The organism is Chryseobacterium sp. GP-SGM7, assembly GCF_049166575.1.
GTDB lineage: Bacteria > Bacteroidota > Bacteroidia > Flavobacteriales > Weeksellaceae > Chryseobacterium.
The window spans coordinates 859897-877605 of record NZ_JBMHFF010000001.1 but is presented as its reverse complement, the minus strand read 5'-3'; the positions used below and the strand labels follow the sequence as shown (position 1 = coordinate 877605).

General features: G+C 32.3%; 16 protein-coding genes and 1 tRNA gene. 10 read left to right on the top strand and 7 right to left on the bottom strand.

Annotation, left to right across the window (positions count from 1 at the left end; translation table 11 throughout):
- Positions 1 to 53: 53 nt before the first annotated feature.
- Positions 54 to 296, top strand: coding sequence for a hypothetical protein (locus tag ACOOWA_RS03950; RefSeq protein WP_421373346.1), 243 nt, complete (start codon positions 54 to 56; stop codon positions 294 to 296).
- A gap of 61 nt (positions 297 to 357) precedes the next feature.
- On the opposite strand, the gene ACOOWA_RS03945 is transcribed toward ACOOWA_RS03950, so the two are convergent.
- The 3 genes from ACOOWA_RS03945 to ACOOWA_RS03935 form a co-directional block, all read right to left on the bottom strand.
- Positions 358 to 431: transfer RNA gene (locus ACOOWA_RS03945), tRNA-Arg, on the bottom strand.
- A 69-nt stretch (positions 432 to 500) separates the two neighbouring features.
- Positions 501 to 2270, bottom strand: a complete 1770-nt coding sequence (locus tag ACOOWA_RS03940) for a TonB-dependent receptor (protein ID WP_421373344.1) — start codon at positions 2268 to 2270, stop codon at positions 501 to 503.
- An 80-nt stretch (positions 2271 to 2350) separates the two neighbouring features.
- Positions 2351 to 5317 carry a tetratricopeptide repeat protein gene (locus ACOOWA_RS03935; protein WP_421373343.1) on the bottom strand — a complete coding sequence of 989 codons (2967 nt, stop codon included), beginning with the start codon at positions 5315 to 5317 and terminating at the stop codon, positions 2351 to 2353.
- 251 nt (positions 5318 to 5568) lie between these two features.
- Here ACOOWA_RS03935 and ACOOWA_RS03930 point away from each other — a divergent pair, with 251 nt between their 5' ends.
- From ACOOWA_RS03930 to ACOOWA_RS03915, 4 genes are all read left to right on the top strand, one after another.
- Complete coding sequence (locus tag ACOOWA_RS03930; protein ID WP_421373342.1) at positions 5569 to 7239, top strand: APC family permease; 1671 nt, start codon at positions 5569 to 5571, stop codon at positions 7237 to 7239.
- 7 nt (positions 7240 to 7246) lie between these two features.
- Positions 7247 to 7858 carry a hypothetical protein gene (locus tag ACOOWA_RS03925; RefSeq protein ID WP_421373341.1) on the top strand — a complete coding sequence of 204 codons (612 nt, stop codon included), beginning with the start codon at positions 7247 to 7249 and terminating at the stop codon, positions 7856 to 7858.
- Between the two features lie 501 nt (positions 7859 to 8359).
- Positions 8360 to 8683, top strand: a complete 324-nt coding sequence (locus ACOOWA_RS03920; protein ID WP_421373340.1) for an Mpo1-like protein — start codon at positions 8360 to 8362, stop codon at positions 8681 to 8683.
- 179 nt (positions 8684 to 8862) lie between these two features.
- A complete protein-coding gene (locus tag ACOOWA_RS03915; RefSeq protein WP_421373339.1) occupies positions 8863 to 9204 on the top strand; it encodes a DUF4377 domain-containing protein in 342 nt (113 codons plus the stop codon).
- Between the two features lie 55 nt (positions 9205 to 9259).
- Here ACOOWA_RS03915 and ACOOWA_RS03910 read toward each other — a convergent pair whose 3' ends face one another.
- Together ACOOWA_RS03910 and dgt are read right to left on the bottom strand one after the other, a co-directional pair.
- The gene (locus ACOOWA_RS03910; RefSeq protein WP_421373337.1) at positions 9260 to 10198 is read right to left on the bottom strand and encodes an SPFH domain-containing protein; all 939 of its coding nucleotides are present in this window, start codon (positions 10196 to 10198) and stop codon (positions 9260 to 9262) included.
- A 78-nt stretch (positions 10199 to 10276) separates the two neighbouring features.
- Complete coding sequence (gene dgt, locus ACOOWA_RS03905; RefSeq protein ID WP_421374644.1) at positions 10277 to 11632, bottom strand: dGTP triphosphohydrolase; 1356 nt, start codon at positions 11630 to 11632, stop codon at positions 10277 to 10279.
- A gap of 97 nt (positions 11633 to 11729) precedes the next feature.
- Here dgt and ACOOWA_RS03900 point away from each other — a divergent pair, with 97 nt between their 5' ends.
- From ACOOWA_RS03900 to ACOOWA_RS03885, 4 genes are all read left to right on the top strand, one after another.
- Positions 11730 to 12434, top strand: a complete 705-nt coding sequence (locus ACOOWA_RS03900; protein ID WP_421373335.1) for an endonuclease — start codon at positions 11730 to 11732, stop codon at positions 12432 to 12434.
- A gap of 539 nt (positions 12435 to 12973) precedes the next feature.
- Positions 12974 to 13468, top strand: coding sequence for a MepB family protein (locus ACOOWA_RS03895; RefSeq protein WP_421373334.1), 495 nt, complete (start codon positions 12974 to 12976; stop codon positions 13466 to 13468).
- A 325-nt stretch (positions 13469 to 13793) separates the two neighbouring features.
- Positions 13794 to 14519, top strand: coding sequence for an AAA family ATPase (locus tag ACOOWA_RS03890; protein WP_421373333.1), 726 nt, complete (start codon positions 13794 to 13796; stop codon positions 14517 to 14519).
- A gap of 131 nt (positions 14520 to 14650) precedes the next feature.
- Complete coding sequence (locus ACOOWA_RS03885) at positions 14651 to 15418, top strand: hypothetical protein (protein WP_421373332.1); 768 nt, start codon at positions 14651 to 14653, stop codon at positions 15416 to 15418.
- A gap of 166 nt (positions 15419 to 15584) precedes the next feature.
- On the opposite strand, the gene dnaN is transcribed toward ACOOWA_RS03885, so the two are convergent.
- Entirely contained in the window at positions 15585 to 16715 is a 1131-nt protein-coding gene (dnaN, locus tag ACOOWA_RS03880) for a DNA polymerase III subunit beta (protein WP_421373330.1), read from the bottom strand.
- A 115-nt stretch (positions 16716 to 16830) separates the two neighbouring features.
- On the opposite strand from dnaN, the gene ACOOWA_RS03875 reads away from it, so the two are divergent.
- Positions 16831 to 17187 (top strand): diacylglycerol kinase family protein, encoded by a 357-nt coding sequence (locus tag ACOOWA_RS03875; protein WP_421373329.1) that lies wholly within the window; start codon positions 16831 to 16833, stop codon positions 17185 to 17187.
- A gap of 123 nt (positions 17188 to 17310) precedes the next feature.
- Here ACOOWA_RS03875 and ACOOWA_RS03870 read toward each other — a convergent pair whose 3' ends face one another.
- Positions 17311 to 17694 (bottom strand): ribonuclease inhibitor, encoded by a 384-nt coding sequence (locus tag ACOOWA_RS03870; protein ID WP_421373328.1) that lies wholly within the window; start codon positions 17692 to 17694, stop codon positions 17311 to 17313.
- Positions 17695 to 17709 lie beyond the last annotated feature (15 nt).

Here is a 17709-nt window from a genome sequence, read left to right as displayed (position 1 = left end):
TATCAAAGAAATACAAGTTTTTGATTTTCAGTTTGTTTAATATTTTCCCATAAATGCACAACAGGTATATTAAAGCCTACAAAGATGAAGAAGCTTGTCTCGTAGACGCTACTCATGAAAAGTTAATTTCAGAATTATTATTTTACAAAGTCCAAAGAGTTTTGAGTGCGAAAAGCTGGGAAGAAAGATCACAAGTAAAAGTAATTGCCAACAATCATTTTCCTTTAATAGGTTTTTTGAAATGTCCAAACTGCGGAGAACATCAACTCTGCCCTATCATCTATCTTACTAATTAACAATAGTTTACAAAATAAAAAAAAGGAAAAACCACTGATAAAAGTGGTCTCTCCCTTAGAGTGACTTCGGAGGGATTCGAACCCCCAACCAACGGAGCCGAAATCCGCCATTCTATCCAGTTGAACTACGAAGCCGTTTTTGATAAGTAGTGAGTAATTAATAATCAGTAAATTAAATATTATCAATTACTCATTACCCATATTTTAGAATGTAATCTTCACTCCTCCCGCAATCTGCGCACCAAGAACTTTGTAGCCTTTGTACGTTTGGTATTTTGAGCTCAGAAGATTGTTTCCGAGTGCGAAAATACTGAAATTTTTGTGAACTTTATACTCCGCCGAAAGATTTAAATCTGCATAACCTCCCACTTTATCATTTGTATCTTCTGCAGATTGGAAAATCATTGACGGACTTCCCACTCCTTCAAGCATATACGAGTTTGTCGTTCTGTCGCTTGCGAAAATTCCTTTGAAACCTAATGATAACTTTTTCTCAAACATTGTGTATTTCGCACCGATACTTCCTGTGACTAAAGGAACGTTATAAATGTTTTTGTAATTTTTTAAATCATATTTTAAAAATCGAACATCAGCATCCAAAATTAAATTTTCTAAAGGAAAATACTGCAAACTACCTTTGATATCACTTACATTTCCGTCGTCATAAATGGCAGAAAAAGTATTTGCAAAATCGTAACCGGGTCTGTCTAAAGTAAATTCATTGGTAAAAAGATTATTGGCTCCGAAGAACATAATGTTTTTCATTTTTCCGAATCCTGCAGAAACATCATATTTAAAAGTTTCATCAATATCTCCTCTCAAACCTGCATATAGATGATACTGAGTTTCCGTTGGTCTCAACATCTGATCAGATACCAGAAACGGATTTTCCTGTAGTAATTCTGCGTAAGTATTTAGTTTTAAACCACCGTCAACTCCACCATAGAACTTGAATTCCTTAGAAGCCGCCACCTGAAATTCAGCCTGCGGAAACCAATACGTTTTATTGTTTTTCAATTCTTCTGCTAAAATCAGATTTGAATTTCTTGCATTCAGGAAATTAATTCCGGAGCCTAACATCAAGTAAGATTCTCCTTTTGCAAAAGTTAATTTCGGAGTAATTCCGCCATTAAAAAATGTCGCTGAATTTTTATTTAATAAAGTAAAATCAGTTTTCACGGTTTCTAAACCTAATCCTAGATCAGCATTCATTACAATCCCGCTTTTTCCAAGCTCAACTGCGTGTTTTGAAAGGTTTGCCAAGATCGAAGCCTGATTTTCTTTGGCATCAAAATGATCACTCAAAAATGAAGATTTTACTCTTATATCATTCAGAATTTCATTAGAATAAAAATCATAATAACCGTTTACCTTAAACTGATTGACTTTCTGTTGCAAATCAACATCAGCAGAAGGATTTACGGCATAAATTCCGTAATAATTATAATTGTTTAAACCATATTCTGCGTTCACATTGATTTTTCCCTTTTCACCGTAAGAATTTAAGAAAGCCCCTAAAGTCGCCGAACTTTGCTTAGAATCCCAAGGATAATCTTTTTTCAGTCCGTTTGTAGACAAAACATGAACATCTGCACCAACTTCCAGTTTATTTTCAAGGGTTGTAGAAATATTGGCATCCGCTAAAATCTTTCCGTAATTACCCATCCCAATTTGGAAATAGTTATTTTGAGCTGTTCCGTCAAATTTCGGAGCAACATCTTCTCCCTGAATTGTGGAAGTTTTAAAATCTGAAACTGCTGGAACATCCGTAATGGTATATTTTACCGGATTCGCTGACTTCTCTTCAGGTGGATAGTTTTTTTCAATCACCACAGAAGTTTTTTTCTTCTCGATTTTCTTTACTTCCGGCTCTCTTTTTTTGTTAAGAATCAGCTTTTCTTCTTTGATTTGGGAAAACGCTACAGACGAAATCCCCAGAAATAATATAGATAATATTTGAATTTTCTTGTTCATTGCTTATTGTATTTAAGTATTTGTGATGAAGTATTCATGATTTAAATTTTAAATACTCACCCATTGATACATTATACATTTTACTTTTTAATCTGTTTTTTAACCTCTTTTGCTTCTGCAACAATTTCAGGGAAATCTGCATAGTTTGAGATAATCTGGTCGCAAGTGTAACTCGCTTGGTAATTATCTTTTAGACCAATATAGTTTTTCGCCATTAAAACCAAAGCTTTTGCGCCCCAATAATCTTCTGAAGCATAATTATTGGCAATTTTAAAGATGGTTTCGTTGGAAGATTTAAAGGCTTTTCCTTTATTCTGATAGAATGCTTTTGCGTAAAATGCTTCAGCCGCAACTTCCGTATTGGATGATTTTTCTAGAGCAGAATATGCTGTTTGCGCATCTTTATCTTTCCCAGAATTCATCAGACTTCTTGCCTTAATTACTTTTGCAGTTTCAATTACCGCCGCAGAATTTTTACTGTTGGCAATTACGGCATTTGCTAATTTTTCTGCTTCTGAGAAATTCTTTTCTTCTGCATACAATTTCATCAATTCAACATTAGCATAATTTTTAACGTTGATATTCGATGAATTTTTAATGTTCTCCAAATATTTTTTAGCTTCGGCAAAATTCCCTTGGGAAATATAAATCTGAGAAACTCTCGTTGCTGCATCGTCCTGATAATCGTTCTGAACATTGGCAACTTCTTGAAGAACCAGCAATGCTTTTGTAGGATTATTCGTCTGATAATAACTTTCTCCCAACTCATATTTAGCCTGGTAAAGACCTTCTCCTGTAGGATTTTGAGTTAAATATTTCTCGTAATAAGAAATGGCATTTTTGTAATCTTTCTTCGTGAAATATTGTTTTCCGGTTGATAAGTTGATTTCGTCAATTTCCGAAGCATCAACATTTACACCGATATTTCTTGCGAAACTTTCATAACCTGAAACATCTCCGCTTTTCGTGAAAATAGGTTTTGCAGCCTGAACAATTTTCTGTGCATAAGCCGTATTTTTATATTGTTCACCTAAAGATTTAAGCTCAGATAATGCTTTATCATTTTGATTCTGGTCGATATAATTCTGCGCTCTGTAAATCAATGCATTGGCTACCAAATCTTTATCAGAAGAAGATTTAATAACTTTTCCGAAGAAATCATTTGAATTGACGTAATCATTCTGAGCAGCGTATGCAACTCCGATTTCATACTGTGCATCATCGATGTATTCAGACGCAGGATATTTTGAAATCAATGATTTTAAGTTGGTAATTTTTGCAGCATTATCATCTTTAAATCCTAAAGCCAAAGCTTTTTGGTATAAAGTATAATCTGTAGCATCATCATTGTTTTTATCGTAAATCGCAATTGCCTGATCCAAATCGTTATTGGCGTAATTAATATCTGCTAAACGAAGTTCGGCATCATTTTTAAACTCAGGTTTTGGATTTTTTAAATATTGTGTAAAAAACTGTTCAGCCTGATCAAATTTTTTAGATTTAAAGTACGCATATCCCAAATCGTAAGAAAGCTGCTGTTTTTCGGGGAAAGTTTCGTTCGTCAGTTTTTCGTAACGGGCAATTGCAGAAGGATAATTTCCTTTCTGATAATAAACCTGTCCTAACCAATACAACGCTCTGCTGTGGAATTCTTTATTTAAATCAAATTCTAAACTTCTCAGGAAATACTTTTCAGCTTCGTCAAAATTTCCTTTGTTAAATTCTTCCGTTCCTAATAAATAAGAAACTTCCTGGTCAACCTTATCTGTTTCAGGAGTAGAATTTGGTAATTTATCAATCGCATTTAAAGTCTCTTTAAAGTTACCGGAATACAGATAAGATTTCACCAAAAGCGATCTCATTTCTGAAGTTTTCGCATCGTTATTGTTGATGGTAATATAGTTCTGAATCACATTTGTAGGATTTTCAAACGGATTCCCGATGTCGTAACTTAATTTTGCATACTGTTCGTGCGCCAGTTTTTTCACACTCTTATCATAATCCATCTGGTAAGCCGAACGGAAAGCTGAAAGAGCTTCCTGCTTTTTTTCGACTGCCAGATAAGCATTTCCTAACTGATAATAAGCATTCTGAGCCAAAGCCGAATTGCTGTTTAACAATTGGTTGTAATAAGAAACTGCTTCATCATATTTTTTCAGCTGTGCTGCAACAAACCCCATTTCATACAAATCATTTTCTGACGGGTTTTGCTGAACACTCAGATAATCTTTCAGATGCGGATAAGAAGCATTATAATCATTTTTCATGAAATAAGATTCACCAATGATTTTATGAACTTCTGCTTTGTAAGATTCTGAAATATCTTCGTTTAGCAAAGCATTTCCTTCCGAAATCGCTTTATCATAATCTTTATCATTATAATACATCTGCACATAGTACGGACGCACCAGTTTTGAAAATTTAGGCTGATCTTTTACCGAATCAAAATATTGAAACGCCTGATCATTCTGTCTTTTAGAATAATACAAATGTCCCAACATGTAAGCGATGTCGCCTTTTTGAGATTCATCAGCAGTTTTGTGAGCTTCTTCCAATGCATCAATAGCACCTTTAGAATCGCCCATCATAAATTTAGCATAACCCAATTTCAATATATACTGCGTGTTTTCTTCACGAGTTAACTGATATTGATTTACCTTTTTTAAGGTTTTCAAGGCTTCTTTAAAATCTTTTTTAGCCAAATAATAATCCGCTAAAGGTAAATTTGCCTGAGCAAAATAGGCCGAGTTCGGATATTCTTTCATAAAAGCTGTCAAACCGTCTTCTGCATGATTTTTCTGAAGGATCACTCCGATCACGTTATCAAAGAACTGCGCTGCCTCTTTTTTCGACTGCGCCAGATTCTGATTATAGAAATACTGACGTGCATATTCGTATTGAGAAGCGTTATATATTTTGGTCTGATAGAGATTTTCGGCAAGATTAAACCTGTAGTTTTCCTTTTGGGTAAAGTATTGAGACTGTTGCGCTTCGGAAACTCCGAAATAGAAAACAGCAGCCGCTAAAAGTATTTTTTTTGATTTCATTAATATCAAATTTTAAAATGGGAAGGTCATCAAAAATAAGACCATTTATTTTAAATTTCAGATAAGATTTTATCCACAAATTATCAACGAAAATATCGAAAAGATATTGTATAAACAAGTCTTTTCACATAATGTTAGTATGTGGATTATTTTTTAATACTAATTAACTTTTCAATAAGAAATATTAAGAAAATCTTAATTATTTATCAGAAATAATTACATTTGTTTTTTTCAACATAAATTGTCATTGAATGAATCAACTTTTCAGAAGAAAACAATACTCAGAAACAGACACATCAACGAGTTTACACAGAGTTTTAGGAGTTTGGGATATCGTATTTTTTGGTATTGCAGCAATTATCGGAGCGGGAAGTTTCAGCAGTTTAGGCGAAGCAGTCTTCAGAGGCGGTCCCGGTGTTATTCTTCTTTATCTGATCTGTGGTTTTGCATGTGGATTTACTGCTTTATGTTACGCTGAGTTTGCAAGTAGAATTCCAACTGCAGGTTCTGCCTATACTTATGCTTACGCAAGTTTTGGGGAATTGATTGCCTGGGTAATTGGCTGGGCACTGATTATGGAATATTCTTTCGGAAATATTTATGTTGCCTTTTCGTGGTCAGATTATTTTACAAGTTTTCTCGAGCGTCTCGGAATGCATATTCCTGATTATTTAACCTGCAGTTATACCGAAGCGAAAAAAGCTTTTCAAAATGGTTCAGAAAATAAAGAATTGATAAACGCTTGGGTTAACGCACCGTTATTAGGAAGTTTAAAATTCATCGTTGATGTTCCGGCTTTGGTAATTAACGGATTGATTACCTGGCTGTGTTACAGAGGCGTAAAAGAAAGTAAAAACTTCAATAATTCTTTGGTTATTTTAAAACTTGCTGTTATCGTTTTGGTTATTTTGGTTGGTTTTTCTTATATCAATACGGAAAACTGGACTCCCGTAAGTTTAGAAACCGGAAATCCTTCTTTTATGCCGAATGGTTTTGCCGGAGTGATGAGCGCCGTTTCAGGAGTTTTCTTTGCTTATATTGGTTTTGATGCTTTAAGTGTACTTTCTGAAGAAACCAAAGATCCGCAAAAAACATTACCGAAAGGAATGATTATCTCTTTGGCTCTGTGTACAGTAATCTACATCTGTCTTACTTTAGTTTTAACCGGAATGGTTGACTACAGAAAATTCGACGGAGTCGGCGATCCTTTATCATTCATCTTTGAAAAAACAAACGCAAACGTTGCCTGGATGGAATTGACGGTTTCATTCGTCGCAATTGTAGCGATTACCACAGTTTTATTGGTTTTCCAGATGGGACAGCCAAGAATCTGGTATGCAATGAGTCGTGACGGATTGATGCCTAAAAAGTTTCAGGATGTTCATCCAAAATACAAAACTCCGGCGTTTGCAACGATTGTTACGGGAATTGTAGTGGGTGTTCCTATTATCTTTACTGATAAAAGCTTCATTTTAGATTTTACAAGTATCGGAACTATTTTCGCTTTTGTTTTGGTTTGTGCAGGCGTTTTAATGCTTCCTCCAAAAACAAAAATAAAGGGCAGATTTCACCTTCCTTATATTAATGGAAAGATTATTTTTCCTGTTATTTTTATTGGTGGGTTGATCGGTTTTCATTTTTTTCAACCTGATTTTTTCAACCATTTGATGGAATGGAACGATCCTAAAGAAGGTGAATTCAAAGCTTCTATTTTCTTTTTTATATTAATTAATTTAGGACTTTGTATTTTAACTTTCATTAAAAATTTATCCCTGATTCCTTTAATTGGATTGAGTTCTTGTTTATATCTTTTAACAGGAATGAGTCACGAAAACTGGTTCTATTTCGGAATTTGGTTTGCTGTGGGTTTGGTGATTTACTTCTGCTACGGATATAAAAACAGTAAGTTGAGAAACGTTTAATCAGTTAATGAAATATCTTTTCACCCTGCTTTTTTTAACCATAATCGGATGCAACAAATCAAAAGTTGAATCTGATAAAAATTTATCAATAGAAAATTCTGAAAGGAAGAAAGTTCCATACAAAGATTTTTTGAGTTCAATTAATAAAAAATCAAAAGAAGAGAAAAAAAATTATCTGTTTAAATTTATCAATTACGATGTTCCGAATTACTGGACTTCTACTCTATGGTCATTTAACGGAACATCGAGAGAGCCACAAAAAGGAACAATTGCGTGTGGATATTTTGTAACGAATACGTTGACCGATTTTGGTTTTGATATTAATCGAGCTTATTTGGCGCAACAGGCTTCATCGGTAATGATAAAAAAACTTTGCAGTGACATCAAATATTTCAGCGAACGAAAGGATTTAGAAAAGTACATTTTAAGTAAAAATAAAAATCAGGTGTACATTGTCGGACTTGATTTTCATACCGGTTTCATCACAAGAGAAGATAAAGATACTTATTTTATACATTCAAATTATATTAAAAATAAAGGGGTTGTAAAAGAACTTACAAAAAACTCAAAAGCTTTAAATGCTTCTAAAACTTTCATGATCGGAACTTTAAATTATTGATAACAATCCAATCCTTGTTTTTTCGAAAATTAGTGAAACGTCATTGTATATCTTAATTTGAGAAACTATTAAATACCTGTTGTGCATTTATAAATTTGTTTTATTTCAGTAAGTGAAACGCCTTTGTTTATCTTTAAAAATTAAATTCTTTGGTTTCCTTTGCAATAAAATAAACGCAAGGTTAAACGAAAGAAACTCCAAAACTATACTGAACTAAGTAAAACAAGGGCACTTCGTTTATCAAAGAAATACAAGTGATTGATTTTCGGTTTATTTAACATTTCCCTTTTAAATGCACAACAAGTTATTAAATAACTCGTTGTTTAGCTTTGCATTTAATTATCGCAATGAAAGACAAAGTTTTTGACAACCTGCATATTGTTTAAGAAAGCAATACTATATTTGAATACAATCATCTAAAACAAAACAAAGTTTTATTTTACAATAAATAATTGGCGAAATTATTGCTAAGATTTTTATAGAATCAAAAACAAAAATGCCATGTCTGAAAGAATCCAAACCTACAAAGAATTCTACGAGTTTTATTTAAACGAACACAGGAAACTGGGAACAAGGATTTTTCATTTTCTTGGAATTTTGTTCGTTTTTCTTGTCATCGGATTTGTGATTTATACCGGCAAAGAAAGGTTTTTATGGTACATCCCTATTTTCGGATATGGTTTTGCCTGGCTGAGTCACGCTTTTATTGAAAGAAATAAACCCGCAACTTTTAAATATCCTCTTTGGTCATTGATTTCGGATTTTAAATTATTTTTTGAATTGTTGATTGGAAAACAAAAATTTAAAACTCAGGAAAAAGCTTAACTTTGATTATCATTATATGAATGTCGATTTTTAATTATAATACGAAAAATCTACAGTCTTTTTGTCTTTCCGAAGGAATCTAAATCATTTTATTTCAACGTGATGAGATTCTTTCAGAATGACAAAAATGAGCTAAAAATTAAACTATTACGCATATACATAATCATTAAAATTACAATATGAAAAATATTTTTAAAATAATAAGCTACACTTTTTCAATAGCATTTTTCATGATACAATGCAAACCGACGCCAAATTCATCTTCAGGTGATGAGAAAACATTCATCATCGCATCAGAAACAAAAGACTGCACCGGAGTTGCTCCGATGAAATGTCTTCAGGTAAAAGAAAAAGAATCCGACAATTGGGGAAATTTCTACAGCAACATCGAAGGTTTCACTTACGAACCTGGTTTTGAATATGTTTTAAAAGTAAAAACAGAAAAAATTGAAAATCCGCCAATGGACGGCTCTTCAATCAAATACAGTCTGATAGAGCAGGTCTCGAAAACCAAAAGATAAAAAAATCCCTTTCAAATTCGATTGAAAGGGATTTTTATTTTTATAACCGTTTTATTTATTCTTGAAACCCTCTGTTTTTTGGAGAAGGTGGAGATTGAGTTTTTGTAAAATCATCCATTTTTTGTGTTGCAGTCATCGAAACGACCAAATCATTCAGCATCGAACTTGCTGCTGTTGGTGAATTCGGAAGCAAAACCAAATTACTTCTGTTATTTGCGCCAATGGAGCTTAATGTGTCATAGTGCTGTGTTACAACGATTAAAGCAGAAGCTTCCTGAGCATTAATGTTCGCAGCATTCAGCATTTTCACAGATTCTTCCAGACCTTTTGCAATCTCTCTTCTTTGATCTGCAATACCTTGTCCCTGAAGTTTTTTAGATTCTGCCTCTGCTTTTGCAACCGCAACAATTCTTATTCTTTGTGCTTCAGATTCGTATTCAGCAGCCGTTTTTTCTCTTTCAGCAGCGTTGATTCTGTTCATTGCATGTTTCACCTGTTCATCCGGATCGATATCAGTTACCAAAGCTTTGATAATATCGTAACCATAACTTTGCATGGCTTCCTGCAATTCACTTTTTACAGCTACTGCAATATCGTCTTTTCTTACGAAAACATCGTCTAATTTTGTTTTTGGAACTTCAGCACGAACAACATCAAATACGTAAGAAGTAATCTGATTTTCAGGATTTTCCAAACGGTAATATGCATCTTTTACATTTTCTCTGATTACCTGATACTGTACAGAAACTTTCATTTTAATGAAAACGTTATCCAACGTTTTGGTATCAATAATAACGTCTAATTGTTGAATTCTTAGATTCAGACGCTTTGAAATCTGATCCAGAAAAGGAATTTTTAAATGCAAACCGGCGTGACTTACTTTTAAAAATTTACCTAATCTTTCTACAACTGCTGCAGATTCCTGCTTTACCGTAAAAAAAGAGGCGAATAATGTGACAAGCCCGAAAAAGACTAAAATACCTAAATACACCATATTGTTTTTATTTTAATTAATTGATATGTTGAGAAGATACAAAAAATTTGTAAATAAATCAAATTAAAATGAATACCGTTACATCGTCATTCCAATGTCTATTCCTTTGATTTTTCGGTAAAGATCGGTTGCGTAATTATCTGTCATTCCGGAAACGAAGTCGACAATCCCCAAAGTTTTTTGATAATCGCTTCCCTCTTCATACACAAACTGTTTCGGAAGAAGTTTTAAAGCTTTGGTATCGTAAGATTTCCTTTCATCCTTTGTTTTTAAAATAGAAGGTATAAAATGGTCAAGTAATTCATACATTACATTGTAACCTGCATTTTCAATCTCAACCACAGTTCTGTGATTGTAGATTTTTTCGATAGAGAAACTTTCAATATCCTGTAACGAATTATTTTCAGATTTATAAATATCCAGCAATCCTTTTTGCAAATTTCCTTCTAAAATGGTATTAAAATTAGATTTGTAAAGTTGTAGAGATTTATTAATTAATGCATTGATAACTTTGGCTCTTAAATAAGAAATCTGTTCGTTTTCATTTCCGATTGAACTCAGTTTTGTGTCTATTCTTTTAATATCATCGGTTTCCGATTTCACCAATTCAAAAAATAAATTTTTACAGTCTGCCGTTGATACAATTCCCAAACGATGCGCATCTTCCATATCGATAATATTGTAGCAGATATCATCTGCAGCTTCTACCAACCAAACAAAAGGATGCCTTTTAAAAATATAGGGCTCGTCACTTTCCTGAATCAGATTTACACCTTTTGCAATTTCAAGGAACGTTTCTTTTTCGTTCTGAAAAAATCCGAATTTTTTTCTGTGAATAATTCCTTTTTTCCTGGCAATGGCTTCACAAGGATATTTTGCAATACTCGCCAAAGTGGTAAAGGTAAGCTGAGTTCCTCCTAAATCTTTCCCTTGTTGCTGATGTGCCAAAACACGAATTGCATTGGCATTTCCCTCAAAATTGACCAGATCAGCCCACTCTTTTTCTGAAAATTTAGGCTTAAGGTCATTTTCATTTCTTTCAAAATAGCTTGCAATCGCATCTTCACCGGAATGCCCGAAAGCCGGATTTCCTACATCATGACACAAACAAGCTGCTGCAATGACGTTTCCTAAATTATGATTGTAAAAATTCTTTGAATCGTCTGTCAGTTCACTTTTATAATTTTCAGCAATATATTCTCCGATCACGCTTCCTAAACTTCTTCCTACAGAAGAAACTTCTAACGAATGCGTTAAACGATTGTGTACAAAAACACTTCCCGGAAGCGGAAAAACCTGCGTTTTATTTTGCAGTCTCCGGAAAGCCGACGAAAAAATAATCCGGTCAAAATCTCTCTGAAAATCGGTTCTTGAAGCTACAGTATTTGGATTATTACCGGTTCTCTGACTGGTATAAATTTCGTTCAAATTCATCATTTTCCAAAATTAATTCAAATTTTACTTTTAAAGGAATAATATTTGAGTTTTTGTTGAAAAGTACGAGATGCCCGAAGGTCCCACAATTGTTCTAATGAAAGAAGATCTGCAAAAATTTGCAGGTGAAAAAGTAACGGAAATTACAGGAAGCGAAATTCCTGAAAAAGGTGAAATCGAAGGTGAAATTTTAAGAGAAATCAAAATATTCGGTAAGCAAACTTTTCTGATTTTTGATCGTATTATATTTAAAGTTCATCTGATGATGTATGGTTCTTACAGTCTATTTAAAAGAAAAGATATTGATACACTTAAACTTGGACTTAAGTTTAAAGATGGCGGAATGTTTTTCTATACCTGTATCGTGAAAGTTGTTGATGAAAGCTATCTTCTAAAAATCGATTGGGAAACGGACATCATGAGTGATGAATGGAATCCTGAAAAAACTGAAAAAACTTTAAAGTCAAATCCCAAAATGATGATTTGTGATGCTTTGATGAATCAGGAAATTTTTGCAGGTGTCGGAAATATTATTAAAAATGAAGCTTTATTCCGAGTTGGAATTCATCCGGAAAGTTTGATTGGTAATTTGCCTGATAAAAAATTGAAAGAAATCATTGCAGAAGCACGTAATTATGGTTTTGATTTTAAAAAATGGAAGAAAGCGAATGTTCTGAGTAAACATTTTCAAATTTATCATCAGAAAAACTGTCCGGTATGTGGAGCAGAAATTATTAAAAAAGACACCGGTAAAAGTAAGAGGACAAGTTTTTTCTGTGAACATGATCAAAAGCTGTATTAAGTTTTATTAATTCATAAGAATTTTGATAAAATAATTGTTAAAAGTAAATTAATATGCAAATCATTGTACTTTGTTGTTTTTGTCAAATCAAAAATAAATAATACACAATAATTAACAAATCAATAATATTTTACGAATTAAATAATCAATTTAATTCGTAAATTTTAGAGTTATTAAATAATTAAACTCATAAAATTAACACTAAATACACATTCAGGCACTTTAAAACAGTGATAAACATCATAATAGATCTCTTTGAGGTTTAATTTAATTGCCGTAATATTGCATTATAAAATTCGCAATAAAAACTAAATTAATTAAATATTTAAAATTATGATCGCAATTATCGGAGTAGCAACATGTGCAGTATTAGTTTCTTCTTATATCGCAACGGTTAAAAAAGAAAACAACTAATTATTAACTAAAGAATTTTGTCTATAAGACAATTTTATCAGTTAACATTCTTTATGTTTGCAGTATAAAATTACTGCCCGCTCTTCTACTTACTCGGAGTAGAAGAGCGCAAAAAAACATAAAATATGATTACACCCATTGAGAAACTTCAGAAATTACTTTTTTCTCATCTCAATGCAGTTATTACCAATCTTCAGAAAGAGCCGGAATGCGAAGATTATTTCGGATTTAATTTTCAGCTCAACAATTATCAAATAAAATTCAGAAAAGCTAAAATAACGCCGACCAAAATTGGTCAGTTTGTTACTTTATGGAAAAGAAATTCTATTTCTAAAGAAACAGAACCCTTTTCTTCAGAAGATCGATTTGACTTCTACTTAATTTTAACCGAAACAACAGAGAATTTTGGGGTTTTCTTATTTCCAAAAAGCATTTTAATTAAAAATCAAATTCTTACTGTAGATTCGAAAGACGGAAAGCGAGGTTTCAGAGTTTACCCTAACTGGGATATTCCGGAAAATAAACAGGCAACGAAAACTCATAATTGGCAGACAAAGTTTTTTGTTGATTTTTCTGATGATGATTTTGTTGAGAAATTTGAGAATATCTTAATGTCTTAAATTTTATCTCGCAGATTTTTCTGATTGCGCAGATTTCTATTTTCATTATTTTTAAACTTTTTTAAACCATTAAGCGAATGAAGTTTTTAAGAATAAAACTGTTTAGATTTTTTAAGATTCACCAAGTAAACCATTAAGCAAAGCGCAAAAGTTAATTTTCTGATTCTTAAAATTCCTCTTACATTCAACAATCATAATGGTAAGAATAGTATGAGCTTAATTGATTTGCGAAATCTGTCTGAGCGAAATGTTTTAAAAATTTTAAATAAACTTAAAAATCTTTAAATCGATTATCTTTGCAGCTCAATAATAATGCACTGCAAGTATGAATCTGTACAATCTCATCATTCAGGATAAAGAATCTGTAAAACTCGATGATGTTTTTCTTGAATCTCGAAATAAGGAGCAGTTTGTACAGCTCATCAAAGAACAGACCTACGCTAAAGAATTACAGGAATACGGACTTCCCGTCAACAATAAGATTCTTCTCGAAGGAAGCTCGGGTTGCGGGAAAACAATGACTGCAAAAGCCATTGCCAATGCTTTAGACAAGAATATTATCATTCTTAATCTCAGCAATATTATTTCCTCAAGAATTGGTGAAACTTCGCAAAATATTAAAATGATTTTCGACAAAGCGGCGAGAGAAAGATCAGTTCTTTTTCTTGACGAACTCGACCAAATCGGAAAAGCGCGTGGAAGTGATGATAAAGATGTCGGTGAAATGAGAAGATTGGTCAATACTTTGATTCAGCTCATTGATTATTATCCTGAAAATGCGCTTTTATTGTGTGCTACGAATCATGCTGAAATTATTGATACCGCTATTATCAGACGTTTTCAGCTCAAAATAAAATACGAAATGCCTTCCAGAGAGTTTCTTGATTCTTTTTATGACAGCCTTTTATTAAAATTTCCTGAAGATGTGAGGAGTATTGATAGAAAGTACGGGATTTCTTTTGCGGAAGCGAAGGATCATACTTTTACGGTGGTGAAAGGGAGGCTGATTGAGAAGTTGGATGGAAAAAATCAAGACAATTCTAATATTTAAATGAAGATTTTTCTTTTAGTGTTGATTTAAAATTGTTTTAGAAAGGATAATTATTTATTTTAGCGTGATTAGTTGAATTGACACAATGAGTTAATACAAGAGTTATCGGTAACCTAAAAAAAAAATAAATCTTGAGAATATTAAGTGATTTAGAAAAAGAAATTTGCACAAAAATTTTAAAAAATAGTGGTTCTAATAATTTTATTGCAAATATAATAGATACTGATCTAAAAGGCGTTTGTATTGAAGTTAAACGTAACCCAAAAAGTGCAGGACTTATATTTACAATAAATTCTGACATCCCAACAGATGAAGAGAAGGAAAATATTATATTTAGAACTGAAAAACTATCCTTTTTTATTCTGCAATTAGTTAACTTATTAAAAATGCTTGAAAAAGATGGTTATATTTTATTATTGGAACGAGGTTCAAATAGCAAACAAGACAACAAATTTGGAAGATGTATATCTAATCTTCCGTCAATAAAACATACTTTTTCTGATGAAAATATCATTTCTCTTTTATGCGCATACTCAAATAAGGAAATTTATTCTACAGATGAGTTTGAAAGATTTTGCAAAAATGGATTTGTTCCAAGAGATGAACAAAGGTTTAAAAAACAGATAACTATTACTCAATCTGCATTAGGCATTGCCATTTTAGCATTATTATTTAATATTTGTTACAATTTATTTAAAGCAACATCTGATAATATAAAAATTAATAAGAATCAATATCAAGGTATTATTCAAAACACTAACGATATTAAAAATAAGTTAGATTTCATAATAAAAAATGAAAATGATGATATAAATTCAGGTTTATTAAAAAATATAAACTCAAAATTGGATTCTATTAAAAATCAATTAAAGAAAAATATAAAAGAAAAAATAAACTAAAGGTTCTCAAAAAGCCAACCAAACGCCCGAGTACGATTTGCTTTATTTAATATCTTAAATTTAAAAATCAATTTATTAAATCAATTTTTCAAATACAAAATGTAGCATAACGAAACAAAAAAAGGATTTCAAAATTTGAAATCCTTTTTGCATATATTTTTTAATCTTACAATCCGATTACCGGCATTGAAAGCATCAGGATATTTTCGTTTTCTTCAAGTCCGTCAAGCGGCTCGATGATTCCCGGTCTGTTTGGCTGAGACATTTTCATGGTAATGTCATCTGCTCCTAAAATCCCCAACATTTCTGTCAAAAACTTAGAGCTGAAACCGATATTGATGTCTTCCCCATTGTAATCGCAAGGAATCTGCATATCTGCTTTATTTGCATATTCTGTATCTTCTGCATGAAGATGAAGAATGTTGGCAGACAATTTAAACCTAACCTGATTTGTTGATTTATTCGACATGATTGACGCTCTTTTGATCGCACCCAATAAAAGGTTTCTGTTAATCGTCAAAACATTCGGATTTTCTTTTGGAATTACAGCAGTATAGTTAGGATATTTCCCGTCGATTAATCTACAGATCCAGATATGTTTACCAAAAGTAAATTTAGCCATATTCTCGTTGAAGTCGATGGTAAGATCTTCGTTCGAGCTTGCTAAAATATTTTTGAAAATGTTCAAAGGTTTTTTAGGCATGATGAATTCCATGGGCTCGGCGTTCATCAAGTCTGTTCTTTTATATACAACCAATCGGTGAGAATCTGTAGAAACAAAATTTGTTTCGTTTTCTCCAAACTGGAATAAAACTCCCGTCATTACCGGACGAAGAGAATCATTACTTGTTGCAAAAAGTGTGTTGGTTAAAGCTTCAGACAAAACTCCTGCAGGCATTGTTACAGATTGTGCTGCATCAAATTCAGGAATTTCAGGATAATCATCTGCGTTGTCTAATGCAACCGCAAAGTTATCTTTCTCGTCTAAAATCTCAAGCAAACTACCTGTACCTTCAGCATTATCTTTTACCACCAAAGTAAGAGGCTGCTCACCATATGTTTTGATAAAATCTTGAAAAATCTTAGCAGGAACCGCAAATTTACCAGAATCATCAGACTTTACTTCCAATGAAGTAATCAGCGTAGTTTCTCCATCGGATGCAGTAATGGTAACGTTGTTTTCGTTTAATTCAAAAAGATAGTTTTCTAAAATCGGTCTCGACTGAGAACTTGATATTACACCACTTACAGTTTGTAAAGCCTTCTGTAGTTCACCACTTGAAATAATAAATTTCATAGATTTAAAAATAAGTTTCTACAAATATAACAAATACAAAACAGATAAGAAAAAATAATGTTGAGAGTTATTAACAAGCATCAAATAAATTTATCTTTGCTAACAATAAATAAAGATGCGCAAACCGCCAATCCATAAAAGTTTAATTAATGCATTTCGAGGTGTTTTTCTGATGATGAAATCAGAAAGAAATTTTCAGCTGGAATTGTTGGCTTTCGTCGTGAATGTTTTTTTGATTTTTTATCTGAGACTTTCAAATTTAGATACAACTCTTATTCTATTAGTTTCGTTTGGAGTTTTAACAGCGGAAATTTTCAATACTGCTATCGAAAAAATATGTGATATTATTCAGCCTGATTTTGATAAAAGAATAGGTTTTATCAAAGATATTTCTGCCGGAGCAGTTGTTTTGATGGCAATTCTCTCTATAATTGTTGGTTTTTTGGTGTATTGGAAGTACATTTTTAATTAATCCTGTCATTGCGAGAAACGAAGTAACAAAGCAATCTCAAAAAATGATTTTCCACAGATTTCACGGATTTACACAGATGATTGTATTATTTGTGAAAATATTTGTATAATTTGTGTTTAAGAATCAATCTAAAATCAATCGTATATTTTGGTGTGATTCTATAATTTCAACCAACATTTCAAAAAGAGTTTGTCCGTTTCCATAAATCAACTCATCCAATTTCTTTTGAATCAACTCTACATTAAACGGTTTTCCCTGTCTGATTTTGTTTTCATAAAATTCTTTGGTCAAATCAAAACCTAAATCTTCTTTTGACTTCTGAGAATCTTTCCACATAATATCAGTATTAATTCCATACAAAATGTCATCAAAACCGTCCAAAGTTCCGACTTGCCAATCTTCATCTTTCATAAAAAGTTCAGAAACTTCTGCATAGAAACCTCCAAGATTTGAAAAATGACTGCCATTGATGACAGTCATTTTTTTATTTATATTATTCTTTTTCATTATTAATTGCAATCT